This is a genomic window from Citrobacter pasteurii, from assembly GCF_019047765.1.
Lineage (GTDB): Bacteria > Pseudomonadota > Gammaproteobacteria > Enterobacterales > Enterobacteriaceae > Citrobacter > Citrobacter pasteurii.
In genome coordinates this window covers 2302494-2326143 of sequence record NZ_CP077262.1, presented here as the reverse complement: position 1 = coordinate 2326143, position 23650 = coordinate 2302494, and the positions used below count along the sequence as shown (strand labels likewise).

The following is a 23650-nucleotide window of genomic DNA, read 5'->3' as shown; positions in this document are numbered from 1 at the left end:
GTAAGCGATTCAGGTGAATTAACGTAGCCCCCTGCGGCTCGAAGTATGACGTGTATAGCAAAATTATGCCCCGATTTCCCCATATTGCTGAAATCGCTTTTGCCCATGACCCATGAGTCTACCTAAATCATGAATATGCTGGAAAAAATCCAGTTAAAACTGGAACATTTGAGCAAGTCAGAACGTAAGGTTGCTGACGTTATTCTTACCTCACCAGACCAGGCAATCCATTCGAGCATTGCTGCGCTGGCGCTGGAAGCCAATGTCAGCGAACCGACCGTTAACCGTTTCTGCCGCAGCATGGATACACGTGGCTTTCCTGATTTTAAACTGCATCTGGCGCAAAGCCTGGCAAATGGTACCCCTTATGTTAATCGCAATGTGGATGAGGATGACAGCGTTGAATCCTACACGGGGAAAATCTTCGAGTCTGCAATGGCGAGCCTTGACCATGTTCGTCAGTCGCTGGATAACGCAGCGGTAAATCGTGCGGTTGATTTACTCACTCAGGCGAAGAAAATTGCCTTTTTTGGGCTCGGTTCCTCCGCCGCGGTGGCGCATGACGCCATGAATAAATTTTTCCGCTTTAACGTTCCAGTTATCTATTCCGACGACATCGTACTGCAACGCATGAGCTGTATGAATTGTAGTGATGACGATGTCATTGTGCTTATTTCACACACCGGAAGAACCAAAAGTCTGGTTGAGCTGGCACAACTGGCAAGAGAAAACGATGCCATGGTGATTGCCCTGACATCTCCTGGTACTCCGCTGGCACGTGAAGCAACGCTGGCAATTACCCTCGATGTACCGGAAGATACTGACATTTATATGCCCATGGTCTCTCGACTTGCTCAACTTACCGTGATAGATGTGCTGGCTACGGGATTTACTTTGCGCCGTGGGGCAAAATTTAGAGATAACTTGAAGCGTGTCAAGGAAGCGCTCAAGGAATCGCGTTTTGATAAAGAATTACTCATCAAGAGTGATGACCGCTAAAAGCAATAACAATGTTCTACCCTTTTATCATCCGGGTCGTTCATTTTACCGTTTATGTTCGAGAACGGCCGGATCAATGTTCACGCAACACCTAGTTGTTTCAGTCAACGGAGTATTACATGTCCAGAAGGCTTCGCAGAACCAAAATCGTTACCACCTTAGGCCCGGCAACTGACCGCGATAACAACCTTGAGAAAATTATCGCCGCTGGGGCGAACGTTGTACGTATGAACTTTTCGCACGGCTCTCCAGAAGATCACAAAATGCGGGCGGATAAAGTCCGTGAGATTGCCGCCAAGCTGGGACGTCATGTAGCTATTTTGGGTGACCTGCAGGGACCTAAAATCCGCGTATCGACCTTTAAAGAAGGTAAAGTATTTCTCAATGTTGGCGACAAATTCCTGTTAGACGCCAACCTCGGTAAAGGTGAAGGCGACAAAGAAAAAGTCGGCATCGATTACAAAGGCTTGCCTGCTGACGTAGTGCCGGGCGATATCCTGCTGCTGGATGATGGTCGCGTACAGCTCAAAGTGCTGGAAGTTCAGGGTATGAAAGTGTTCACCGAAGTCACTGTCGGTGGCCCGCTCTCCAACAACAAAGGCATCAACAAACTTGGCGGTGGCCTTTCTGCTGAAGCGCTGACGGAAAAAGACAAAGCAGACATCATTACTGCAGCGCAAATCAGCGTTGACTATCTGGCGGTTTCCTTCCCTCGCTGTGGCGAAGATCTGAATTATGCCCGCCGCCTGGCACGCGATGCTGGCTGCGATGCAAAAATTGTTGCCAAGGTAGAGCGTGCTGAAGCTGTCTGCGACCAGAATGCGATGGATGACATCATCCTTGCCTCTGACGTGGTAATGGTCGCGCGTGGTGACCTGGGTGTGGAAATTGGTGACCCGGAGCTGGTTGGTATTCAGAAAGCGTTGATCCGTCGCGCACGTCAGCTGAACCGTGCGGTCATTACCGCAACGCAGATGATGGAGTCAATGATCACTAATCCAATGCCGACGCGTGCGGAAGTCATGGACGTGGCAAACGCCGTGCTGGATGGGACTGATGCCGTCATGCTCTCAGCAGAAACAGCCGCAGGTCAGTACCCGGCGGAAACCGTCGCGGCAATGGCTCGCGTATGTCTGGGCGCGGAGAAAATCCCAAGCATCAACGTTTCTAAACACCGTCTCGACGTACAGTTTGATAATGTCGAAGAAGCTATCGCCATGTCAGCGATGTATGCCGCGAACCATCTGAAAGGCGTTACCGCTATCATCGCCATGACCGAGTCCGGTCGTACTGCGCTGATGACATCACGCATCAGTTCTGGCCTGCCAATTTTCGCGATGTCTCGTCATGAGCGTACGCTGAATCTGACCTCTCTGTATCGTGGCGTTACGCCGGTCCACTTTGACAGCGAAACTGACGGTGTAGTGGCTGCCAGCGAAGCGGTCAATCTGCTGCGCGACAAAGGTTACCTGGTGTCAGGCGATCTGGTGATTGTGACCCAGGGTGATGTCATGAGCACCATCGGTTCCACCAACACCACACGTATTCTGACTGTAGAATAACGACGCTGCTGACTGCCTGATATTACTTGCTTATCAGGCGTGCAGGTCGACTGATACAAAAAAGCCTCTCGTTCGAGAGGCTTTTTCTATTTCTTAGGATAAAGATCTTTGCGTTTATACGGTTCAATTTCGCCGGGTTTGCGGGTCTTTAGCAGTTTCAGAATCCAGGTGTATTGTTCAAGATGCGGGGTGACAAAAATCTCCACTTCTTCATTCATCCGCCTGGCAATTGTATGGTCATCTGCCGTCAGAATGTCATCCATGGGTGGGCGTACCTGAATCATCAGACGATGCGTTTTGCCATCGTACACCGGGAACAGCGGTATTACGCGCGCATGACAAACCTTCATCAGGCGGCCAATCGCCGGTAACGTTGCCTTATAGGTCGCGAAGAAATCGACAAACTCGCTGTGCTCCGGGCCGTGATCCTGATCCGGTAAGTAATATCCCCAGTATCCCTGCCGTACCGACTGAATAAAAGGTTTAATACCGTCGTTACGAGCATGTAAACGACCGCCAAAACGTCGACGTACCGTATTCCAGACATAGTCAAATACCGGATTGCCCTGGTTATGGAACATCGCTGCCATTTTCTGGCCCTGAGAGGCCATCAGCATTGCCGGAATATCAACCCCCCAGCCGTGAGGGACGAGAAAAATCACCTTTTCCTCATTACGTCGCATCTCATCGATAATTTCCAGGCCCTGCCAGTCAACGCGGTGCTGGATTTTCTCCGGGCCACGCATGGCTAATTCTGCCATCATAACCATCGCCTGAGGCGCAGTCGCAAACATCTCATCAACGATGGCCTCACGCTCGGCTTCGCTGCGCTCAGGAAAACAGAGGGATAAATTGATAAGCGCTCTACGACGCGAACTTTTCCCCAGTCGCCCGGCAAGCCGCCCCAGTTTCGCCAGAATGGGATCGCGAAATGACGCAGGCGTTAATGCAATCCCTGCAATCGCTGCCACGCCAAGCCAGGCGCCCCAGTGGCGCGGGTGACGGAATGATTTATGAAACTCAGGGATATACTCAATACTCTTTTTTTTCGTTTCCATGCTCTTCCAGTATCGGGGGCCGCGAAAAAGTAAATCTGTTGATAGTGTAGCGGCGCACCGTGTCCCGTACAAAATAAAAAAAGCCGGCACGCTTAGCGTACCGGCTCTGTCAGTGTATTTATTAATCGAAGCGTAACTGAGGCAGAACCTCTTTCACCTGTGCCAGGTACTCGGTACGATCCGAACCACTCAGCCCTTCCGTACGCGGCAGTTTTGCCGTCAACGGGTTCACTGCCTGCTGGTTGACCCATACTTCGTAGTGCAGGTGCGGGCCAGTAGAACGCCCGGTGTTACCTGACAGCGCAATGCGATCGCCACGTTTCACTTTTTGCCCCGGTTTAACCAGCAGCTTACGCAGGTGCATGTAACGGGTGGTGTAAGTGCGACCGTGACGAACAGCAACATAGTATCCGGCCGCGCCACTCCGTTTCGCGACAACCACTTCACCATCACCGACTGACAGCACCGGCGTACCTTGCGGCATCGCAAAGTCGACACCTTTGTGCGGTGCAACGCGTCCGGTTACCGGATTCAGGCGACGTGGATTGAAGTTTGACGAAATACGGAACTGCTTCGCCGTAGGGAAACGCATAAACCCTTTAGCAAGCCCGGTCCCGTTACGGTCATAGAATTTACCGTCTTCAGCACGGATCGCGTAATAATCCTTGCCTTCAGAGCGCAAACGAACGCCCAGCAACTGGCTTTGCTCGCGTTTACCGTCCAGCATCTCGCGAGACATCAAAACGGAGAACTCATCGCCTTTCTTCAACTTGCGAAAGTCCATCTGCCATTGCATCGCTTTAATCACTGCGCTGATTTCAGAGCTGGTCAGGCCGGCATCTCTTGCACTGGCGACGAAACTACCGCCCACCGTACCGTTTATTCGGCTGTTGACCCAGTCACCCTGCTGCATTTCGCTGCTCATCTTGAAACCCGTTGTCGTACGATCATAAGTACGGGTTTCACGGCGGGAAACTTCCCAGGTCAGGCGCTGCAAATCACCTTCCGAAGACAGTGTCCAGGAAAGTTGCTGGCCAATTTTCAGATTACGTAAATCTTTATCAGATGCGGCAAGCTGGCTGATATCGCCCATGTCAATGCCGTACTGGTTCAGAATACTGCTCAGCGTATCACCGGTAGAGACAACATACTCATGAACCCCGGCCTCGCCAGAGGTCTTGTCATCGAGTTCATCCTGAGGGATAGCTTCATCTTCCTGAGCGGCTTGATCGATAGGTTCGCTGGCCTCGGGCAACAGTGAACGTATCTCACTTTTTTCCAGCTCAATGGTTTTAACGATGGGCGCAGAGTCGGGATGGTATACATAAGGCCGCCAGACTGCGACGGCCAATGTCAGAACAGTAAGCGACCCCAACATAACACGATGGGGTCGCGGCAAATTATTAAATGCCAGGCTGACAGCGCGAGCTATCTGTTGCACGTATTCACTTCCTCATTAATCTCCTTTCAGGCAGCTCGCATACTGGTTGGCTAATTGGTTCAGAAACGCTGAATAGCTTGTTTTACCCAGTTTGATATTCGTTCCGAGGGGATCCAACGTTCCCATTCGAACGGATGTCCCTCTCGCTACGGCTTCAACGACCGCTGGCCTGAACTGTGGCTCAGCAAAAACGCAGGTTGCTTTTTGCTCAACCAACTGTGTTCTTATTTCATGTAAACGCTGCGCACCAGGTTGAATCTCAGGGTTCACGGTAAAGTGACCAAGCGGTGTTAGCCCGTAGTGTTTTTCGTAATAGCCATAGGCGTCATGAAAAACGAAATACCCTTTCCCCTTGAGCGGTGCGAGCTCGTTACCTACCTGCTTATCGGTTGCGGCTAATTGTGCCTCAAAATCCTTCAGGTTGGCGTCAAGTTTGGCTCGACTTTGCGGCATAAGTTCCACTAATTTATCATGGATTGCAACCGCTGAGGCCCGCGCTATCTCTGGGGAAAGCCAAAGATGCATGTTGTAATCACCATGATGGTGATGCTCGTCACTTTTTTCGCCGTGAGCGTCGTTATGCCCATGATCGTCATCGTCATCGTCAGCGCCTTTCATGAGTAACGGTTTCACGTCATTGAGCTGCGCAATCGTTACCTGTTTTGCGTTAGGAATATTCTTGACTGACTTTTCCATAAACGCCTCCATTTCCGGACCAATCCAAACTACTAAGTCCGCGTTCTGTAAGCGTTTTACGTCTGAAGGACGCAGCGAATAATCGTGTTCGGAGGCCCCGTCAGGCAGCAGAACCTGGGTGTCTGTAACCCCATCTGCAATCGCCGAAGCAATAAAGCCCAACGGCTTAAGTGACGCCACTACAGCAGCATTTGCTGCCTGAGTTGCACTACCCCAAAGAGCAGCGGATAATGCTGCGAAAAGAAGCGTATTTTTATGTAACATAATGCGACCAATCATCGTAACGAATGTGAGAAATGTGATATTATAACATTCTATAACTTCTGCAAGACTAAAATTGATATGACGACTTTGGTTTCACTGGAAAATGTCTCGGTCTCTTATGGTCAACGCCGCGTCCTTTCTGACGTATCGCTTGAACTTCGACCCGGCAAAATTTTAACGCTTCTTGGCCCGAATGGGGCCGGAAAGTCTACGCTGGTGCGCGTTGTATTGGGGCTGGTAGCGGCTGATGAAGGGGTTATCAAGCGCAACGGGCATTTGCGGATTGGCTATGTACCGCAAAAACTCTACCTCGATACAACACTTCCGCTGACGGTGAGTCGCTTTTTGCGCTTACGTCCTGGCACAAAGAAAGCCGACATTCTCCCTGCGCTGAAGCGTGTTCAGGCCGGGCATCTGATGGATGCTCCGATGCAAAAACTGTCCGGCGGGGAAACGCAACGTGTCTTGCTGGCCCGTGCGTTGCTAAATAAACCGCAGCTCCTGGTGCTCGATGAACCGACTCAGGGAGTGGATGTGAATGGTCAGGTTGCACTGTACGATCTTATCGATCAGTTGCGACGTGAGCTGGATTGCGCCGTGCTGATGGTATCCCATGACCTGCATCTGGTCATGGCAAAAACCGACGAAGTCCTGTGTCTGAACCACCACATTTGCTGCTCCGGCACGCCAGAGGTGGTTTCAATGCACCCTGAATTCATTTCTATGTTCGGGCAACGCGGCGCTGAACAACTCGGAATTTACCGTCACAACCATAATCATCGCCACGATTTACAGGGTCGCATTGTTTTACGCCGGGGAAATGGTCACTCATGATTGAATTATTATTACCCGGCTGGTTAGCCGGGATCATGCTGGCCTGCGCTGCTGGCCCGCTTGGCTCGTTTGTAGTCTGGCGTCGGATGTCTTATTTTGGCGATACGCTGGCGCACGCATCACTGCTGGGCGTCGCATTTGGCCTGCTGCTGGATGTAAACCCCTTCTATGCCGTTATCGCCATCACCCTGTTGCTGGCCGCAGGCCTGGTTTGGCTGGAGAAACGCCCGCATCTCGCGATTGATACCCTGCTCGGTATTATGGCGCACAGTGCGCTGTCATTAGGGCTGGTTGTTGTCAGCCTGATGTCGAATATTCGTGTGGATCTGATGGCCTATCTGTTTGGCGATCTGCTCGCCGTCACCCCAGAAGATCTGGTGGCCATTGCCATTGGCGTGGTTATCGTTCTGGCGATTTTGTTCTGGCAGTGGCGTAACCTGCTGTCGATGACTATCAGCCCGGATCTGGCCTTTGTTGATGGCGTCAAGCTGCAACGTGTCAAGCTATTGCTGATGCTGGTCACAGCACTCACTATTGGTGTGGCGATGAAATTCGTCGGGGCACTGATTATCACCTCACTGCTGATAATTCCTGCGGCTACCGCACGTCGTTTCGCCCGTACACCCGAACAGATGGCAGGCGTTGCCGTAGGTGTCGGGATGATAGCGGTTACAGGCGGGCTGACCTTCTCTGCGTTCTATGACACACCGGCCGGGCCATCCGTGGTGCTTTGTGCTGCACTGCTGTTTATCTTCAGTATGATGAAGAAGCAAGCGAGCTGAGTGGTATTTCGCCGGATGGCGGTTTCACCTAATCAGGCCTACATCATACCGTAGGTCTGATTAGCGTAGCACCATCAGGCATTATTGGGGCTTAAGGCATTTCCGGTGGTGTAATGCCAAAGTGGTTCCATGCCCGCACCGTTGCCATACGTCCGCGCGGGGTACGTTGCAGAAAACCTTGCTGAATCAAATACGGTTCCAGCACGTCCTCAATGGTTTCACGTTCTTCGCCGATTGCCGCCGCCAGGTTATCTAACCCGACCGGACCACCAAAGAATTTATCGATCACGGCCAGCAGCAGCTTGCGGTCCATATAATCGAAGCCTTCCGCATCCACATTGAGCATATCCAATGCCTGGGCGGCGATATCCGCCGAGATGGTGCCGTCATGCTTCACCTCGGCAAAATCGCGTACCCGACGCAATAAACGGTTGGCAATACGCGGCGTACCACGTGCCCGCCGCGCCACTTCCAGCGCCCCTTCGTCACTCATCTCCAGTCCCATAAAGCGGGCACTGCGTCCAACAATATGCTGAAGATCAGCCACCTGATAGAACTCCAGGCGCTGCACAATCCCAAAACGGTCACGCAACGGAGACGTTAACGAACCCGCACGCGTTGTGGCGCCGATTAGCGTAAACGGCGGCAGATCGATTTTAATTGAACGCGCAGCCGGGCCTTCGCCAATCATGATATCCAGCTGGTAGTCTTCCATTGCCGGATACAACACTTCTTCCACCACCGGTGACAGACGATGGATTTCATCGATAAACAACACATCGTGTGGTTCAAGGTTGGTGAGCATTGCCGCCAGATCGCCTGCTTTTTCCAGTACCGGGCCGGACGTAGTGCGCAGGTTGACGCCCATTTCATTGGCAACAATATTGGCAAGCGTGGTTTTACCGAGACCCGGAGGACCAAAAATCAGCAGGTGATCGAGGGCATCGCCGCGCAGCTTCGCCGCCTGGATAAAAATCTCCATTTGCGAACGCACCTGCGGCTGACCAATGTACTCTTCCAGCAATTTAGGGCGGATCGCACGATCCACCAGATCTTCAGGGGTCGTGCTGACAGCCGAAATCAGACGGTCTGCTTCAATCATCCTCTACCTCACAGCGCAGCGCGAAGCGCTTCACGAATCAGGGTTTCACTGCTGGCATCAGGGCGGGCAATTTTGCTTACCATGCGGCTGGCTTCCTGTGGTTTATAGCCTAACGCTACCAGCGCAGCAACCGCTTCCTGCTCGGCATCATCGGTTACCGGACTGGCAGGTGATGTCAGCACCAGATCTGCCGCCGGGGTAAAGAGATCGCCATGCAGTCCTTTAAAGCGGTCTTTCATTTCGACGATCAATCGCTCCGCCGTTTTCTTACCGATACCCGGTAGTTTGACCAGCGCCCCCAGTTCTTCACGTTCTACGGCATTGACAAACTGCTGCGCTGACATGCCGGAGAGGATCGCCAGCGCCAGCTTCGGCCCCACGCCGTTGGTTTTAATTAGCTCTTTAAACAGCGTGCGCTCCTGCTTATTGTTAAAGCCATACAGCAGCTGTGCGTCTTCGCGCACCACAAAATGCGTGAAGATGATCGCTTCCTGCCCGGCTTCCGGCAGCTCGTAGAAACAGGTCATCGGCATATGCACTTCATAGCCTACCCCGCCCGTTTCCAGAAGGACCAGTGGGGGTTGTTTTTCAAGAATGATGCCTCTGAGTCTGCCTATCACATGACGCTCCTGCGTTAAGGGCTAAAAGGTAATGCGCTATCATAAAAAAAGGCTGGATAGATATCCAGCCTCATTTGTCACTAACGTAACCTACCGCGCGCTAAATTCAACCTCGACTCACTCATTTGCATGGCGTTCTGGCTGACATGGCAGTGGGTAATGGCAATCGCCAGCGCATCCGCAGCATCCGCCTGCGGGTTAGCCGGGAGTTTGAGCAGCGTACGCACCATGTGCTGTACCTGGCTTTTTTCTGCGCTGCCGATACCGACGACGGTCTGTTTAACCTGTCGGGCAGCATACTCAAACACCGGAAGATCCTGATTGGTCGCAGCAACAATCGCTACGCCGCGCGCCTGTCCCAGCTTCAGCGCCGAATCGGCATTTTTCGCCATAAAGACCTGCTCGATGGCAAAATAATCCGGCTGGAACTGAGTGATGATTTCCGTCACCCCCGCGTATATTAATTTCAGCCGTGACGGGAGATCGTCAACTTTGGTGCGAATACAACCACTGCCGAGGTAGGTCAACTGTCTGCCGACCTGACGGATTACGCCATAACCGGTAATGCGCGACCCCGGATCAATGCCGAGAATAATAGACATCACGCATCTCCTGTTATTTTATGGCTTAACCACATCATTCTAACGTAGCTGCAACCTCATCGGAGATTTCGCCGTTGTGGTAAACTTCCTGCACGTCATCGCAATCTTCCAGCATATCGATCAGACGCATCAGTTTCGGCGCTGTTTCTGCATCCATATCCGCTTTGGTGGATGGGATCATAGAAACTTCAGCCGCGTCCGCTTTCAGACCTGCCGCTTCCAGCGCATCACGAACTTTACCCATCTCTTCCCACGCGGTGTATACGTCAATCGCGCCGTCGTCGAAGGTTACAACATCTTCAGCACCGGCTTCCAGTGCCGCTTCCATGATGGCGTCTTCGTCGCCTTGCTCAAAGGAGATCACGCCTTTCTTGCTGAACAGGTATGCGACGGAACCGTCGGTACCGAGGTTGCCGCCTGTTTTAGTGAATGCGTGGCGCACTTCTGCAACGGTACGGTTACGGTTGTCAGACAGACATTCAATCATCACGGCTGTACCGCCAGGACCGTAACCTTCATAGATGATGGTTTCCATGTTGGAATCTTCATCACCACCCACACCGCGCGCGATTGCACGGTTCAGAGTGTCACGAGTCATGTTGTTTGCCAGCGCTTTATCAACCGCTGCGCGCAGACGTGGGTTGGCATCCGGATCGCCACCACCCAATTTAGCCGCCGTCACCAGCTCACGAATGATTTTGGTGAAGATCTTACCGCGCTTAGCATCCTGCGCTGCTTTACGATGTCTGGTGTTGGCCCATTTACTATGACCTGCCATAAATAATCTCTCCAAAAAGCGCGCCTTCTCAGGCGACGTTAATTACAAACTCTTCAATCGCCTGCCGGTTACTCCACGACTTGGTTAACTGTGCAGCCTCGTGCGCATTAACCCAACGGTAGGTCAAATGTTCGGTGAACACGATCTCTCGTTCAGTGGGCAGTGCCAGGCAAAACCAGGACTCCGTATTACGTACAATTCCTGGCGCATAGCGATGACGTAAATGACTAAAAATCTCAAACTCCACCGTGCGCTGGCAGTCAATTAAGGTCAGCTGCTCACGCGCAACATCAATGGCGACCTCTTCCTTTACTTCACGCAGGGCGGCTTGCGACGCGGTTTCACCTTCTTCAAGGCTGCCGGTGACCGACTGCCAAAAATCAGGATCGTCGCGTCGCTGTAACATCAGCACTCTCCCGGTGTCCTTTGCATAAATCACGACTAACACCGAGACAGGCTGTTTATATGCCATATCAGTTATTCTCGGCCTTCTTAACAACCTGAATACTCAGTTCCGCCAGCGCAGCTTCGTTGGCCAGGCTCGGCGCTTCGGTCATCAGACACGCGGCAGCCGTCGTTTTCGGGAAAGCAATAACGTCACGGATGTTATCAGTACCGGTCAGCAGCATGGTCAGACGATCCAGACCAAACGCCAGGCCCGCGTGCGGCGGCGTACCGTATTTTAACGCATCGAGCAGGAAGCCGAATTTCTCGCGCTGCTCTTGTTCGTTGATACCCAGAATACCGAATACGGTCTGCTGCATATCACCGTTATGGATACGTACAGAACCACCGCCTACTTCGTAGCCGTTGATAACCATATCGTACGCATTGGCAACCGCATCTTCGGGCGCAGCTTTCAGCTCAGCCGCCGTCATGTCTTTCGGCGAGGTGAACGGGTGGTGCATCGCGGTCAGACCGCCTTCACCATCGTCTTCAAACATTGGGAAGTCGATAACCCACAACGGCGCCCATTTGGCTTCGTCGGTCAGGTTCAGGTCTTTACCCAGTTTGAGGCGCAGAGCCCCCATCGCGTCGGCAACCACTTTCTTGTTGTCGGCACCGAAGAAGATCATATCGCCGTCTTGTGCGCCAGTACGTTCCAGAATGGCTTCAATGATTTCAGCATTCAGGAACTTGGCCACCGGGCTGGTTACCCCTTCCAGACCTTTCGCACGCTCGGTGACTTTAATGTATGCCAGACCTTTCGCGCCGTAGATCTTAATGAAGTTACCGTAATCGTCGATCTGCTTACGGCTAAGTGCAGCGCCGCCAGGTACGCGCAGAGCCGCTACACGCCCTTTCGGATCGTTAGCCGGGCCAGAGAACACGGCGAATTCAACAGATTTCAGCAAATCAGCAACGTCCACCAGCTCCATCGGGTTACGCAGATCCGGCTTATCGGAACCGTAGCGACGCTCAGCTTCAGCAAAGGTCATGATCGGGAAATCGCCCAGATCCACACCTTTTACTTCCAGCCACAGATTACGCACCAGCGCTTCCATCACTTCACGCACCTGCGGTGCGGTCATGAAGGAGGTCTCAACATCGATCTGAGTAAATTCAGGCTGGCGGTCAGCACGTAAGTCTTCGTCACGGAAGCATTTTACGATCTGGTAGTAACGGTCGAAACCAGACATCATCAGCAGCTGTTTGAACAACTGAGGAGACTGTGGCAGCGCGTAGAATTTACCTTTATGTACGCGAGACGGTACCAGGTAGTCACGCGCACCTTCTGGCGTCGCTTTCGTCAGCATCGGCGTTTCGATGTCGAGGAAGCCATGGTCGTCCATAAAACGACGCACCAGGCTGGTAATTTTGGCACGCGTTTTCAGGCGCTGCGCCATTTCAGGGCGACGCAGATCGAGGTAGCGATACTTCAGACGAGCTTCTTCAGTATTTACGTGGTTAGAGTCGAGCGGCAGTGAATCTGAACGGTTGATAATGACCAGATCGGAGGCCAGCACTTCAATTTCGCCAGTCGCCATATCGGCGTTGACGTTTTTCGCATCACGCGCACGCACGGTGCCCGTAACCTGGATGCAGAACTCATTACGCAGTTCGGAGGCCAGCTTTAACGCGTCCGCACGGTCCGGATCGAAAAATACCTGCACGATACCTTCGCGGTCGCGCATATCGATAAAGATCAGGCTACCAAGATCACGACGACGGTTGACCCAACCACACAGAGTCACCTGCTGCCCCTCGTGGGACAGACGTAGCTGTCCGCAATATTCTGTACGCATGAGATATCCCTTAACTTTGCCGCAGGCGGATTGTCACCTGCCCGGCAGATGACGAAGTCGCAGCTTTAGCTGAATGTCACAACTGAATGAAAAAAGGCGGCTATTATACTGGAAATTCTGCCGCACGATAAGAGCCTACTGGGATAGACTCTCAGTCCGGTACTGACTGTACGCATGTTTCCTAAGCGGGTATTGCGTAATCTCACAAAAAATAACAAAAATTGTCGCCCCTTTCACACAGATTCGCGATTAAGGTGTAACGGAAATCTTTTTACTGGAGTCACCATGCTGGAACTGAACGCAAAAACAACCGCTCTTGTCGTCATCGATCTACAGGAAGGGATCCTGCCTTTCGCGGGTGGACCTCATTCGGCAAACAACGTGGTCGAGCGCGCCGCACAACTGGCGGAAAAATTCCGTACCAACGGTTCACCGGTGGTGATGGTTCGTGTCGGCTGGTCTGCGGATTATGCCGAAGCGCTAAAACAACCGGTTGATGCTCAGACTCCGGCCAAAGCATTACCCGAAAACTGGCGGGAATACCCGCAAGCGCTGGGAAAAAGTGCGACAGACCTGGAGGTCACCAAGCGCCAGTGGGGAGCATTCTACGGTACTGACCTGGAACTGCAATTGCGCCGTCGTGGTATCGACACCATCGTCCTTTGCGGGATCTCCACCAATATCGGCGTTGAGTCCACCGCGCGTAATGCCTGGGAGCTGGGTTTTAGCCTGATCGTTGCCGAAGACGCCTGCAGTGCCGCCAGCGCCGACCAGCATCAGGGCAGCATGACGCATATTTTCCCACGTATTGCCCGTGTACGTCGCGTTGACGAGATCCTGCAAGCGTTATGATCTATATCGGCTTACCTCAGTGGTCACACCCGAAATGGATGCGTCTGGGGATCACCAGCCTTGAAGAGTATGCCCGCCACTTTAACTGCGTGGAAGGCAACACCACGCTGTACGCCCTGCCAAAAGCCGAGATTGTTGCGCGTTGGCATGCACAGACCACCGATGCGTTTCGATTCTGTTTTAAGTTTCCGGCCACCATTTCACATCAGGCTGCGCTGCGTAATTGTGATGACCTGGTACTGGAATTTTTCGCGCGCATGTCGCCGCTGGAATCACGCATTGGACAATACTGGCTGCAATTACCCGCGACTTTTGGCCCGCGTGACCTCCCTGCCCTGTGGCAATTCCTCGATGCCCTCCCTAAAACGTTTACCTACGGTGTCGAGGTTCGTCATCCGGATTTCTTTGCGAAAGGTGAATCAGAGATCCAGTTCAATCGGGGTCTGCATGAACGCGGGATTAATCGGGTCATTTTAGACAGTCGTCCGGTCCATGCCGCGATCCCACACACGGAAGCGATACGCGATGCTCAACGTAAGAAACCGAAGGTCCCGGTCCATGCGGTAGTCACGGCAAACCACCCGATGGTCCGTTTTATCGGTAGTGATAACATGACACAAAATAGGCAGTTCTTTGCCGCCTGGCTGGCAAAGTTGCCACTCTGGCAACAGACCACCACGCCATATCTGTTTTTACACACGCCGGATATCGCACAGGCTCCTGAGCTGGTAGACACGCTATGGGCAGATTTACGTAGTGCCCTGCCAGAGATCGGATCAGCGCCCTCGATTCCACAGCAATCTTCTCTTTTCTGAAAATGCCACCTATCATAGTCAATGCCAGCAGCCATTTTAAAAGGGAGTTTGTATGGTAAGCGCGCTTTATGCCGTCCTGGGTGCGTTATTGTTAATAAAGTTCTCCTTTGACGTCGTTCGCCTGCGCATGCAATATCGCGTTGCCTATGGTGATGGCGGCTTTAGTGAGCTGCAAAGCGCCATCCGCATTCACGGTAATGCAGTGGAATATATTCCCGTTGCATTAGTGCTGCTGCTTTTTATGGAAATGAACGGCGCTGAAACGTGGATGGTGCATCTTTGTGGGCTTATGCTGATAGCCGGGCGACTGATGCATTATTACGGATTCCACCACCGGCTTTTCCGCTGGCGCCGTTCCGGCATGAGCGCCACCTGGTGTTCACTGTTGCTCATGGTGCTGGCAAATCTTTGGTATATGCCCTGGGAGTTGGTTTTCTCCCTGCATTAGCGCACAATACGCCACTTTATTTTTCCCGGATTTTTACGTTATGTCTCACCGCGACACGCTTTTTTCTGCGCCTATCGCCAGTCTGGGTGACTGGACCTTTGATGAACGGGTAGCTGAAGTCTTCCCGGATATGATCCAGCGTTCCGTTCCGGGCTACTCCAACATCATTTCGATGATTGGTATGCTGGCCGAACGTTTCGTGCAACCCAACACGCAGGTCTACGATCTGGGCTGTTCTCTGGGCGCGGCGACGCTCTCGGTGCGTCGCAATATTCATCATGAGAATTGCAAAATTATTGCCGTCGATAACTCCCCGGCCATGGTTGAGCGCTGCCGTCGTCACATCGATGCCTATAAAGCCCCCACGCCTGTTGACGTGGTCGAAGGCGATATTCGCAACATAACTATCGAAAACGCCTCGATGGTGGTGCTGAATTTTACCCTGCAATTCCTTGAACCACCTGAGCGCCAGGCATTGTTGGATAAGATTTATCAGGGGTTAAACCCCGGCGGTGCGTTGGTGCTGTCAGAGAAGTTCAGCTTCGAAGATGCCAAAGTTGGCGAACTGCTGTTCAACATGCACCACGACTTCAAACGCGCCAATGGCTATAGCGAACTGGAAATCAGCCAGAAGCGCAGCATGCTGGAAAACGTGATGCTCACCGATTCGGTCGAAACGCATAAAGCGCGACTGCATCAGGCAGGTTTTGAGCACAGTGAACTGTGGTTCCAGTGCTTCAACTTTGGTTCTCTGGTGGCATTGAAAGCTGAGGCTAGCGCATGATCGACTTTGGTAACTTTTATCAGCTGATTGCCAAAAACCATCTTTCCCATTGGCTGGAAACGCTGCCAGCGCAAATCGCGACCTGGCAGCGCGATCAGCACGGCTTGTTTAAGCAGTGGTCGAATGCCGTGGAGTTTCTGCCGGAACTGACGCCGCATCGTCTGGATTTACTGCATAGCGTGACTGCCGAAAGCGAGGAGCCGCTCAGCGAAGGGCAGATCAAACGGATTGATACGCTGATGCGTCATCTCATGCCGTGGCGCAAAGGTCCATATTCGCTGTACGGCGTCAATATTGATACCGAATGGCGTTCCGACTGGAAGTGGGATCGCGTTCTGCCGCATTTATCCGATCTGACCGGGCGTACCATTCTCGACGTGGGCTGCGGCAGCGGATACCACATGTGGCGCATGATTGGCGCGGGGGCACATCTGGCCGTCGGTATCGATCCTACGCAGCTGTTCCTGTGTCAGTTTGAAGCGGTGCGTAAACTGCTGGGCAATGACCAGCGCGCACATCTGTTGCCGTTGGGTATTGAGCAGCTTCCGGCGCTCAACGCCTTTGATACCGTATTCTCCATGGGCGTGCTTTATCACCGCCGTTCGCCGCTGGAACATCTCTGGCAGTTGAAAGATCAACTGGTAAAAGACGGAGAACTGGTGCTGGAAACGCTGGTGGTCGAAGGTGATGAAAATACCGTTCTGGTACCAGGCGATCGCTACGCGCAAATGCGTAATGTCTACTTTATTCCGTCTGCGCTGGCGTTAAAAAACTGGCTGGAAAAATGCGGATTTGTCGATGTTCGTATCGCCGACGTGTGTGTGACCACTACCGAAGAACAGCGTCGCACCGAATGGATGATAACCGAATCGCTGGCCGATTTCCTCGACCCGAACGACCACAGCAAAACGATCGAAGGCTACCCCGCCCCACTGCGTGCGGTATTGATTGCGCGTAAGCCGTGATGGTTTGCCCGGTGGCGCTACGCTTACCGAGCAGTAGGCCTGATAAGGCATCGCCGCCATCAGGCATAATAAGGATAAAAAAAGGCCCCTGTTGAAATTGCAGGGGCCTGGTACGAGCAAGCATCATATTGGGCGACATGATGCAACGGTAAAAATCAGCTGGCCTGGTGGTGCGCAATGATTGCCTTCATTTCAGCAACCGCCGCCCCGTCTACCGCATAGCGTGAATACTCATCCGCCTGCGAATCCGAAGACATCGACAACCCCGAATTGCGATACCGCATGGGTGAAGCCAGCCATACTCCGGCAGAACTGTGGACTTCCTGCACTCCGGCATTAAGGAACAGGAACAAATTCGCGGCGCGAACCCCCGCTCCGGCCATAATGATTGGAGCATCTGCCTGCGCAATAAGTTCCATTATTTTTGTTAAACCTTGCGCTGCATCTGATTTTTGCCCGGAAGTCAGCACTCTGGCGACACCTAAATCGGACAATTTATTCAGCGCATTTAATGGGTTGGCACACATATCGAAGGCCCGATGAAACGTGACATTTAGCGGGCCCGCAGCAACCATTATTTTTTCCATACGTGGCATATCGACATTCCCGTCCACATCGAGAATGCCGGTCACCAGCCCTGAAAAACCCAAATCTCTGACCATCGCGATATCATCAAGCATCGCGGCAAATTCACCGTCGGTGTAACAAAAATCGCCCCCACGCGGACGGATAATGGGATTAACGGGAATAGAGACATGCTGGCGTACAGAGCGCAACACCCCCAGCGACGGCGTTAAGCCTCCTTCTTTAGGCGCTGAACAAAGCTCAATGCGATCCGCACCGTTTTGCTGCGCGGTGCGTGCGCACTCCATGCTGTAACAGCAGATTTCCAGTAATGCCATCACTCACTCCTGTTGCTCGCTTGCGACAATCGCTTCAATTGACCACGGATGAAATTTGAGGGTGACGCAGCCATCACTGACCGCCAGCGTCGGATTCGGTAAACGCTCACGCTCTCCTTTTGGCGAGCTGGTTTTCACGAAAATCCCCGGCTGACTCAATCCTTCATCAGAAAGCAGCGCCAGCGCTCGTGCATTCAACGTCTCCACGTCACCCGGCAGTACTATTTCCACATGTTCCCAGCCTTCATGCGGATAGCGTTTTTCGCCCGGCCATGGCAGTTCTACGATCGTAAATTGCCAGTGTTGCACACAAACGGGTTCATCAAGCTTGAACAAGCAAATCGGTCGGCCATTAATGATATTTTCTGACAACAATTCGCCACACTGTTCAAAACCACGACGCCAGCGCTCTGCGGTGGTATTTTGATGACAGCGCAGAGAAATGTGATCGGCTTCAAGCGATGAGACATCCAGCCCAAGTCGAGTGGAAAGATCCGTTAACGCCTGAATGAAATGCGGTAAATCTGCGGAAATATCATGCAGTTCTGCAACTGCTTGCCAGTTCGCCATAATGAAAGCTCATATCCTTGTTCAAAGCGGCTAATTTACCCTGTTGCGCTGCCCCAACCAACAGCTGATTTTCTTAAGCGCGATGTGAATAATTATACGTAATAACAATGTTTATATTTCAGGCTGCTGGCGGTACTCGCAATGCTGACGGCAACGGGCATTTGCAGTATACTCCCGCCCTTAATTCTTAAACTGGTGCGGTCAATTTTAAGCCGCTTCATAAATGTAAGGTATTCCGGTGAATATTCAGGCTCTTCTCTCAGAAAAAGTCAGTCAGGCCATGATTGCTGCAGGCGCCCCTGCAGATTGCGAACCGCAGGTTCGTCAGTCAGCAAAAGTACAGTTCGGCGACTATCAGGCCAACGGCATGATGGCTGTCGCGAAAAAACTGGGTATGGCCCCGCGACAACTGGCTGAGCAGGTGCTGACTCATCTGGATCTCAACGGGATCGCCAGCAAAGTTGAAATTGCAGGCCCGGGCTTTATCAACATTTTTCTCGATCCGGCATTTCTGGCGCAACACGTTCAGCAGGCGCTGGCCTCCGATCGTCTGGGCGTCACCCAACCGGCTAAACAAACCGTTGTGGTTGACTACTCCGCACCTAACGTCGCGAAAGAAATGCACGTGGGTCACCTGCGTTCCACCATCATCGGTGACGCTGCGGTGCGTACGCTGGAGTTCCTTGGCCACAATGTTATCCGCGCTAACCACGTCGGCGACTGGGGCACTCAGTTCGGGATGCTCATCGCATGGCTGGAAAAACAGCAGCAGGAAAATGCCGGCGAGATGGCGCTGGCCGATCTGGAAGGTTTCTACCGTGATGCGAAAAAACATTACGACGAAGATGAAGCTTTCGCAGAACGCGCCCGTAGCTATGTTGTGAAGCTGCAAGGCGGCGATGAGTACTTCCGTGAAATGTGGCGCAAACTGGTCGACATTACCATGTCGCAAAACCAGTTAACCTACGATCGCCTGAACGTCACCCTGACCCGTGACGACGTCATGGGTGAAAGCCTGTACAACCCAATGCTGCCTGGCATTGTGGCCGATCTCAAAGCGAAAGGCCTGGCTGTTGAAAGCGAAGGCGCTACCGTCGTATTCCTTGATGAGTATAAGAACAAGGAAGGCGAACCGATGGGCGTTATCATTCAGAAGAAAGATGGCGGCTATCTCTACACCACGACCGACATCGCCTGCGCCAAGTATCGTTATGAAACGCTGCATGCCGATCGCGTACTGTATTACATCGACTCCCGTCAGCATCAGCACTTAATGCAGGCCTGGACCATCGTGCGTAAAGCCGGCTATGTGCCGGACTCCGTACCGCTGGAACACCATATGTTCGGTATGATGCTGGGTAAAGACGGTAAGCCGTTCAAAACGCGCGCTGGCGGCACGGTTAAACTGGCCGATCTGCTGGATGAAGCACTGGAACGTGCGCGTCGTCTGGTGGCAGAGAAGAACCCGGACATGTCTGCTGATGAGCTGGAAAAACTGGCGAATGCCGTTGGTATCGGCGCGGTTAAATATGCGGATCTGTCGAAAAACCGTACCACCGACTACATCTTCGACTGGGACAACATGCTGGCATTCGAAGGCAATACCGCGCCGTACATGCAGTATGCTTACACCCGAGTCCTGTCAGTGTTCCGCAAAGCAGACATCGACGAAAGCGCGCTGGCAAATGCGCAGGTGATTATCAACGAAGATCGCGAGGCCCAACTGGCTGCGCGTCTGCTGCAGTTTGAAGAAACGCTGACCGTTGTGGCACGTGAAGGTACGCCGCACGTGATGTGTGCTTACCTGTACGACGTTGCCGGTCTGTTCTCTGGCTTCTACGAACACTGCCCTATCCTTAGCGCTGAAAACGAAGAAATTCGTAACAGCCGCCTGAAACTGGCGCAACTGACGGCGAAAACCCTGAAGCTGGGTCTGGATACGCTGGGTATCGAAACCGTAGAACGCATGTAATCACCTCGAGTGATGTGAAAGCCTGCGCTATGTCGTGGGCTTTTTTATTTTCCCGAATGACCTCCCTCGTAGGCCTGATAAGCGAAGCGCCATCAGGCGGTCAGGCGCACCTTGCCGGATGGCGGCGTAAACGCCTTATCCGGCCTACGAGAAACGACTACGTTCACTGTAATTTGTAACAACTCACAAGGAATGACACATTTCCGTAGAGGGATGGAACATTTTTTGCCTGTCATCCCGTTTACGCCTCCGTATCATTAGGCGGCGAATTAATCGGGTACGGGTCAATGACATTCAGAGATTTTGAGGCGGAAGAAAAACTTTTCCAGCGGCGTGTAATGGTGGCCTTTGGCCTGGTCGTCATCTGTTTTGGCATCCTGATTTATAACCTCTATAACTTACAAATCCGTCAACACCAGTATTACACCACCCGATCGGATGCAAACGACATCAAAATGCTGCCCGTCGCCCCAACGCGCGGTATCATTTATGATCGCAACGGTATCCCGCTGGTACGAAATGTCACCTGGTACGACATTTCTGTTACGCCTTATAAAATCAGCGATATGGACGCCCTGCTGAAGCAACTCACACCGATTGTTGACCTCACGCCAGATGATATTGACCAGTTTCGCCATGAGCTGAAGGCCAGTAGCCGCTATCGCCCGGTGGTGCTAAAAAATGCGCTAACCGATGTAGAAATTGCCCGTTTTTCTGTGAATCAGTTCCATTTCAGCGGTGTGACCATCAATAGCTACGAAGATCGCCAGTATCCTTATGGGGCGGCGCTGGCACATGTACTTGGCTACGTATCAAAAATCAACGATAGCGATCTGAAAGCACTGGATAAAAAAGGGCTGGCAGAGAACTACGCCGCCGATCACAACATTGGTAAACAAGGCATTGAGCACTACTACGAGAATGATCTGCACGGCAAAACGGGCTATCAGGAAGTGGAAGTTGATAATCACGGGCGTATTGTACGTTTGATTAAAGACGTCCCCCCTGTCGCCGGCAAAGATATCCATCTGACGCTGGATTTACACTTGCAGGAATACATTGAAAGCCTGCTGGTGGGCCAACGCGCCGCGGTGTTGGTGGAAGATCCCCATGATGGCTCCGTGCTGGCAATGGTCTCAAATCCCAGCTATGACCCCAACCCGTTTGTAAAAGGCATCAGCTACCAGGACTACAACACGCTGTTGCAGGATAAAAACCTGCCATTAATTAACCGCGTCACCCAGGGGTTATATCCTCCTGCCTCAACGGTAAAACCGTACATGGCGATGTCAGCCTTACTGGACGGTGTGATCACGCCGCAGACCAGCTTCTTCGGCGCGGCCACCTGGACGCTCCCCGGCACCGAGCGACATTACCGCGACTGGAAAAAAACGGGTCACGGTATGCTGGATGTCACCAAAGCGATTGAAGAGTCTGCTGACACGTTCTTTTATCAGGTCGCGTATATGATGGGAATTGACCGGATTAACAGCATGCTCGGCCAGTTTGGCTATGGCAAACCGACCGGCATCGATCTTGATGAGGAGTATAACGGCCTGCTCCCGAGTCGCGAATGGAAGCAGAAAGTGCATAAAAAAGCCTGGTATCAGGGAGATACCATTTCGGTTGGCATCGGTCAGGGCTACTGGATTGCCACGCCGATCCAGATGGTAAAAGCCATGGTCGCGCTGATTAACAACGGCAAGGTTATTGCCCCTCACCTGCTACTTGATGAAGAGAGCGGGAAAGCCATCACGCCGTATCAGGCTCCCGAAGCACCCACACAAATTGCTTCTGCTTCATCACCCTATTGGGGACTGGTGCGTCAGGCGATGTTCGGCATGGCGAATGCACCAAACGGTACCGGGTATAAATTTTTCCATACGGCACCTTATGGCATCGCGGCCAAAAGCGGGACATCACAGGTCTTTAGCCTGAAAGAAAACCAGACTTACAATGCGAAGATGATCCCCATACGCCTGCGCGACCACGTATTCTATACCGCGTTTGCGCCGTATAAGAACCCAAAAGTCGCCATTGCATTAATTCTGGAAAACGGCGGCAGCGACGGGGTTACCGCCGCGCCGGTCATGCGCCAAATCATGGATCATCTGTTTGCGCCGCCCGGGCAACCCGATGCCGCAGAACAACCAGGTCCGGTCAGTACAGCATCAGCGGGAGACACGATTAATAGTACTTACGCAAATATTCGGTAAGGCACAGCATTGCCATAGCCTGCCCGTAAGGCATAGAGGTGAGAGGGATGTTGTGGTAGAAATCGAGATTGTGCCCCATGCCGGTGCCAAACGAGGTATGCAGCAATTCACCTTCCGGTGAAATATGTTGCACAATACCTCTGATGGCTTTTTCGGCTACTGCTGCATAGTCTTGTCCGGCATAGCGTTTACGTACCGCCTTGAGGATCCCATAAGCAAATCCGGCGCTAGCCGATGCTTCCAGATATGACTGCGGGTCGTCCAGCAAGGTGTGCCACAGCCCACTTTCATCCTGGCATTCCGCCAGGGCTGCAATTTGCGCATTCAGAACCTGCACCAGATAGCGATGCACGGCGTTGTTTGCCGGCAAATTCAGTAGTTCAAGGAAGTCCGGGATTACAATCGTAAGCCAACTATTACCCCGCGCCCAGCGGGCGTTGGCGAAGTTATGCTGCCCCACATAGCTCCAGCCGTGGAACCACAGCCCCGTTTTCTTATCCATCAGATTTTGTACATGCAGCAGAAACTGATACGTGGCCTCTTCGATATACTCAGGGCGATTGAGCAACTTGCCAATTTTCGCCAGCGGTAAAACCGTCATCATCAGCGTGTCATCCCACATCTGCTGATGATTTTCTTCCGCCAGCGTAATGTGCTGCATACCGCCGAAGTCAGTACGCGGCATATCATGCATTGCCCACTCAGCCCAACTGTCAAGCCACGGCAGATACGCCGGATTACGCGTCTCTTCATAGCGATACGCCAGCGTTAAAAACGGTGCCATGGTGTTAACGTTTTTGGTGGTTGCGCCTTCCGCAAAGCGTTCGGCAAACCAGCCGTCGATGATATCGCGCATCGTTGCATCGCCAGTTTGCTGATAATACTGATACATTCCGTACAAGCCGACGCCGTGCGTCCACTCCCATCCGGCCCAGCCTTTGGTATCGATAACACGTCCGTCATCCAGTCGCAGCAAGAACTCGCCCGTTTCATCATGAATATTGACCAGGTTATGCGTCACCTTTTTAATGAGCGTTTTTAATTCATCCCTGGCAATAAAATGTTCTGGTTGACGCAACAATGGACTGTGTTTAACCGGGTAAACAATCATTTCCTTAACCTCTGTCAGTGTCGAATTCAAT

The 23650-nt window shown here is 52.5% G+C and carries 23 protein-coding genes; 11 read left to right on the top strand and 12 right to left on the bottom strand.

Features of this window, described 5'->3' with window-relative positions:
- Positions 1–129 precede the first annotated feature (129 nt).
- Positions 130–999, top strand: coding sequence for a MurR/RpiR family transcriptional regulator (locus I6L54_RS11325; RefSeq protein WP_005120711.1), 870 nt, complete (start codon positions 130–132; stop codon positions 997–999).
- Between the two features lie 119 nt (positions 1000–1118).
- Positions 1119–2561 carry a pyruvate kinase gene (pyk, locus tag I6L54_RS11320; protein WP_005120709.1) on the top strand — a complete coding sequence of 481 codons (1443 nt, stop codon included), beginning with the start codon at positions 1119–1121 and terminating at the stop codon, positions 2559–2561.
- A gap of 86 nt (positions 2562–2647) precedes the next feature.
- Here the strand turns inward: pyk and lpxM are convergent, their stop codons facing one another.
- From lpxM to znuA, 3 genes are all read right to left on the bottom strand, one after another.
- Complete coding sequence (gene lpxM / locus I6L54_RS11315) at positions 2648–3619, bottom strand: lauroyl-Kdo(2)-lipid IV(A) myristoyltransferase (RefSeq protein WP_040232395.1); 972 nt, start codon at positions 3617–3619, stop codon at positions 2648–2650.
- Positions 3620–3740: 121 nt separating this feature from the next.
- A complete protein-coding gene (gene mepM / locus I6L54_RS11310) occupies positions 3741–5060 on the bottom strand; it encodes a murein DD-endopeptidase MepM (RefSeq protein ID WP_005120706.1) in 1320 nt (439 codons plus the stop codon).
- A gap of 15 nt (positions 5061–5075) precedes the next feature.
- Complete coding sequence (gene znuA / locus I6L54_RS11305; RefSeq protein WP_005120703.1) at positions 5076–6020, bottom strand: zinc ABC transporter substrate-binding protein ZnuA; 945 nt, start codon at positions 6018–6020, stop codon at positions 5076–5078.
- 78 nt (positions 6021–6098) lie between these two features.
- Between znuA and znuC the strand changes: the two genes are divergently transcribed.
- Both znuC and znuB read left to right on the top strand, forming a co-directional pair.
- Positions 6099–6854, top strand: coding sequence for a zinc ABC transporter ATP-binding protein ZnuC (gene znuC / locus I6L54_RS11300; protein WP_040232396.1), 756 nt, complete (start codon positions 6099–6101; stop codon positions 6852–6854).
- Positions 6851–7636, top strand: coding sequence for a zinc ABC transporter permease subunit ZnuB (znuB, locus tag I6L54_RS11295; protein WP_005120698.1), 786 nt, complete (start codon positions 6851–6853; stop codon positions 7634–7636). Before znuC ends, znuB begins: the two co-directional genes overlap by 4 nt.
- Positions 7637–7727: 91 nt before the next feature.
- Here znuB and ruvB read toward each other — a convergent pair whose 3' ends face one another.
- The 6 genes from ruvB to aspS all read right to left on the bottom strand — a co-directional run bounded on the left by ruvB (position 7728) and on the right by aspS (position 12984).
- Positions 7728–8738 (bottom strand): Holliday junction branch migration DNA helicase RuvB, encoded by a 1011-nt coding sequence (gene ruvB / locus I6L54_RS11290; protein WP_005120696.1) that lies wholly within the window; start codon positions 8736–8738, stop codon positions 7728–7730.
- A gap of 8 nt (positions 8739–8746) precedes the next feature.
- Entirely contained in the window at positions 8747–9358 is a 612-nt protein-coding gene (gene ruvA / locus I6L54_RS11285; RefSeq protein WP_005120694.1) for a Holliday junction branch migration protein RuvA, read from the bottom strand.
- Positions 9359–9438: 80 nt separating this feature from the next.
- Positions 9439–9960 (bottom strand): crossover junction endodeoxyribonuclease RuvC, encoded by a 522-nt coding sequence (gene ruvC / locus I6L54_RS11280; protein ID WP_003034867.1) that lies wholly within the window; start codon positions 9958–9960, stop codon positions 9439–9441.
- Between the two features lie 34 nt (positions 9961–9994).
- Positions 9995–10738 carry a YebC/PmpR family DNA-binding transcriptional regulator gene (locus tag I6L54_RS11275; protein ID WP_003833836.1) on the bottom strand — a complete coding sequence of 248 codons (744 nt, stop codon included), beginning with the start codon at positions 10736–10738 and terminating at the stop codon, positions 9995–9997.
- A 28-nt stretch (positions 10739–10766) separates the two neighbouring features.
- Positions 10767–11210, bottom strand: a complete 444-nt coding sequence (nudB, locus tag I6L54_RS11270) for a dihydroneopterin triphosphate diphosphatase (protein WP_040232398.1) — start codon at positions 11208–11210, stop codon at positions 10767–10769.
- A gap of 1 nt (position 11211) precedes the next feature.
- Entirely contained in the window at positions 11212–12984 is a 1773-nt protein-coding gene (gene aspS / locus I6L54_RS11265; protein ID WP_040232400.1) for an aspartate--tRNA ligase, read from the bottom strand.
- 285 nt (positions 12985–13269) lie between these two features.
- Between aspS and I6L54_RS11260 the strand changes: the two genes are divergently transcribed.
- From I6L54_RS11260 to cmoB, 5 genes are read left to right on the top strand one after another with little or no spacing between them, the layout of a single operon-like run.
- On the top strand, positions 13270–13836 hold the full coding sequence (locus I6L54_RS11260; RefSeq protein ID WP_040232401.1) for a hydrolase: 567 nt from the start codon (positions 13270–13272) through the stop codon (positions 13834–13836).
- On the top strand, positions 13833–14651 hold the full coding sequence (locus I6L54_RS11255; protein ID WP_040232403.1) for a DUF72 domain-containing protein: 819 nt from the start codon (positions 13833–13835) through the stop codon (positions 14649–14651). Before I6L54_RS11260 ends, I6L54_RS11255 begins: the two co-directional genes overlap by 4 nt.
- Positions 14652–14703: 52 nt before the next feature.
- Positions 14704–15099: an MAPEG family protein gene (locus I6L54_RS11250; RefSeq protein WP_003034689.1), complete on the top strand. Its 396-nt coding sequence runs from the start codon at positions 14704–14706 to the stop codon at positions 15097–15099.
- 40 nt (positions 15100–15139) lie between these two features.
- Positions 15140–15883 (top strand): carboxy-S-adenosyl-L-methionine synthase CmoA, encoded by a 744-nt coding sequence (gene cmoA / locus I6L54_RS11245; RefSeq protein WP_005127669.1) that lies wholly within the window; start codon positions 15140–15142, stop codon positions 15881–15883.
- Positions 15880–16848, top strand: coding sequence for a tRNA 5-methoxyuridine(34)/uridine 5-oxyacetic acid(34) synthase CmoB (gene cmoB, locus I6L54_RS11240; RefSeq protein WP_005127670.1), 969 nt, complete (start codon positions 15880–15882; stop codon positions 16846–16848). Before cmoA ends, cmoB begins: the two co-directional genes overlap by 4 nt.
- A gap of 155 nt (positions 16849–17003) precedes the next feature.
- Here the strand turns inward: cmoB and cutC are convergent, their stop codons facing one another.
- On the bottom strand, positions 17004–17750 hold the full coding sequence (gene cutC, locus I6L54_RS11235; protein ID WP_040232404.1) for a copper homeostasis protein CutC: 747 nt from the start codon (positions 17748–17750) through the stop codon (positions 17004–17006).
- A gap of 3 nt (positions 17751–17753) precedes the next feature.
- Positions 17754–18320, bottom strand: coding sequence for a VOC family protein (locus I6L54_RS11230; RefSeq protein ID WP_005127672.1), 567 nt, complete (start codon positions 18318–18320; stop codon positions 17754–17756).
- Between the two features lie 238 nt (positions 18321–18558).
- Between I6L54_RS11230 and argS the strand changes: the two genes are divergently transcribed.
- Together argS and mrdA are read left to right on the top strand one after the other, a co-directional pair.
- Complete coding sequence (gene argS / locus I6L54_RS11225) at positions 18559–20292, top strand: arginine--tRNA ligase (RefSeq protein ID WP_005127674.1); 1734 nt, start codon at positions 18559–18561, stop codon at positions 20290–20292.
- Between the two features lie 287 nt (positions 20293–20579).
- Positions 20580–22508: a peptidoglycan DD-transpeptidase MrdA2 gene (gene mrdA, locus I6L54_RS11220; RefSeq protein WP_040232405.1), complete on the top strand. Its 1929-nt coding sequence runs from the start codon at positions 20580–20582 to the stop codon at positions 22506–22508.
- Here the strand turns inward: mrdA and bglB are convergent.
- Complete coding sequence (gene bglB, locus I6L54_RS11215) at positions 22480–23619, bottom strand: beta-galactosidase BglB (protein ID WP_040232407.1); 1140 nt, start codon at positions 23617–23619, stop codon at positions 22480–22482. The genes mrdA and bglB overlap by 29 nt on opposite strands.
- Positions 23620–23650 lie beyond the last annotated feature (31 nt).

Excerpts from the sequence above, each read along its gene's own strand:
- znuA (WP_005120703.1), bottom strand. The coding sequence starts at position 6,020 with ATGTTACATAAAAATACGCTTCTTTTCGCAGCATTATCCGCTGCTCTT.
- ruvC (WP_003034867.1), bottom strand. The coding sequence starts at position 9,960 with ATGTCTATTATTCTCGGCATTGATCCGGGGTCGCGCATTACCGGTTAT.
- cmoA (WP_005127669.1), top strand. The coding sequence starts at position 15,140 with ATGTCTCACCGCGACACGCTTTTTTCTGCGCCTATCGCCAGTCTGGGT.
- ruvB (WP_005120696.1), bottom strand. The coding sequence starts at position 8,738 with ATGATTGAAGCAGACCGTCTGATTTCGGCTGTCAGCACGACCCCTGAA.
- mrdA (WP_040232405.1), top strand. The coding sequence starts at position 20,580 with ATGACATTCAGAGATTTTGAGGCGGAAGAAAAACTTTTCCAGCGGCGT.
- I6L54_RS11260 (WP_040232401.1), top strand. The coding sequence starts at position 13,270 with ATGCTGGAACTGAACGCAAAAACAACCGCTCTTGTCGTCATCGATCTA.
- I6L54_RS11230 (WP_005127672.1), bottom strand. The coding sequence starts at position 18,320 with ATGGCGAACTGGCAAGCAGTTGCAGAACTGCATGATATTTCCGCAGAT.
- I6L54_RS11325 (WP_005120711.1), top strand. The coding sequence starts at position 130 with ATGAATATGCTGGAAAAAATCCAGTTAAAACTGGAACATTTGAGCAAG.
- aspS (WP_040232400.1), bottom strand. The coding sequence starts at position 12,984 with ATGCGTACAGAATATTGCGGACAGCTACGTCTGTCCCACGAGGGGCAG.
- I6L54_RS11275 (WP_003833836.1), bottom strand. The coding sequence starts at position 10,738 with ATGGCAGGTCATAGTAAATGGGCCAACACCAGACATCGTAAAGCAGCG.
- bglB (WP_040232407.1), bottom strand. The coding sequence starts at position 23,619 with ATGATTGTTTACCCGGTTAAACACAGTCCATTGTTGCGTCAACCAGAA.
- I6L54_RS11250 (WP_003034689.1), top strand. The coding sequence starts at position 14,704 with ATGGTAAGCGCGCTTTATGCCGTCCTGGGTGCGTTATTGTTAATAAAG.
- cmoB (WP_005127670.1), top strand. The coding sequence starts at position 15,880 with ATGATCGACTTTGGTAACTTTTATCAGCTGATTGCCAAAAACCATCTT.
- nudB (WP_040232398.1), bottom strand. The coding sequence starts at position 11,210 with ATGGCATATAAACAGCCTGTCTCGGTGTTAGTCGTGATTTATGCAAAG.
- cutC (WP_040232404.1), bottom strand. The coding sequence starts at position 17,750 with ATGGCATTACTGGAAATCTGCTGTTACAGCATGGAGTGCGCACGCACC.
- pyk (WP_005120709.1), top strand. The coding sequence starts at position 1,119 with ATGTCCAGAAGGCTTCGCAGAACCAAAATCGTTACCACCTTAGGCCCG.
- znuC (WP_040232396.1), top strand. The coding sequence starts at position 6,099 with ATGACGACTTTGGTTTCACTGGAAAATGTCTCGGTCTCTTATGGTCAA.
- znuB (WP_005120698.1), top strand. The coding sequence starts at position 6,851 with ATGATTGAATTATTATTACCCGGCTGGTTAGCCGGGATCATGCTGGCC.
- I6L54_RS11255 (WP_040232403.1), top strand. The coding sequence starts at position 13,833 with ATGATCTATATCGGCTTACCTCAGTGGTCACACCCGAAATGGATGCGT.
- lpxM (WP_040232395.1), bottom strand. The coding sequence starts at position 3,619 with ATGGAAACGAAAAAAAAGAGTATTGAGTATATCCCTGAGTTTCATAAA.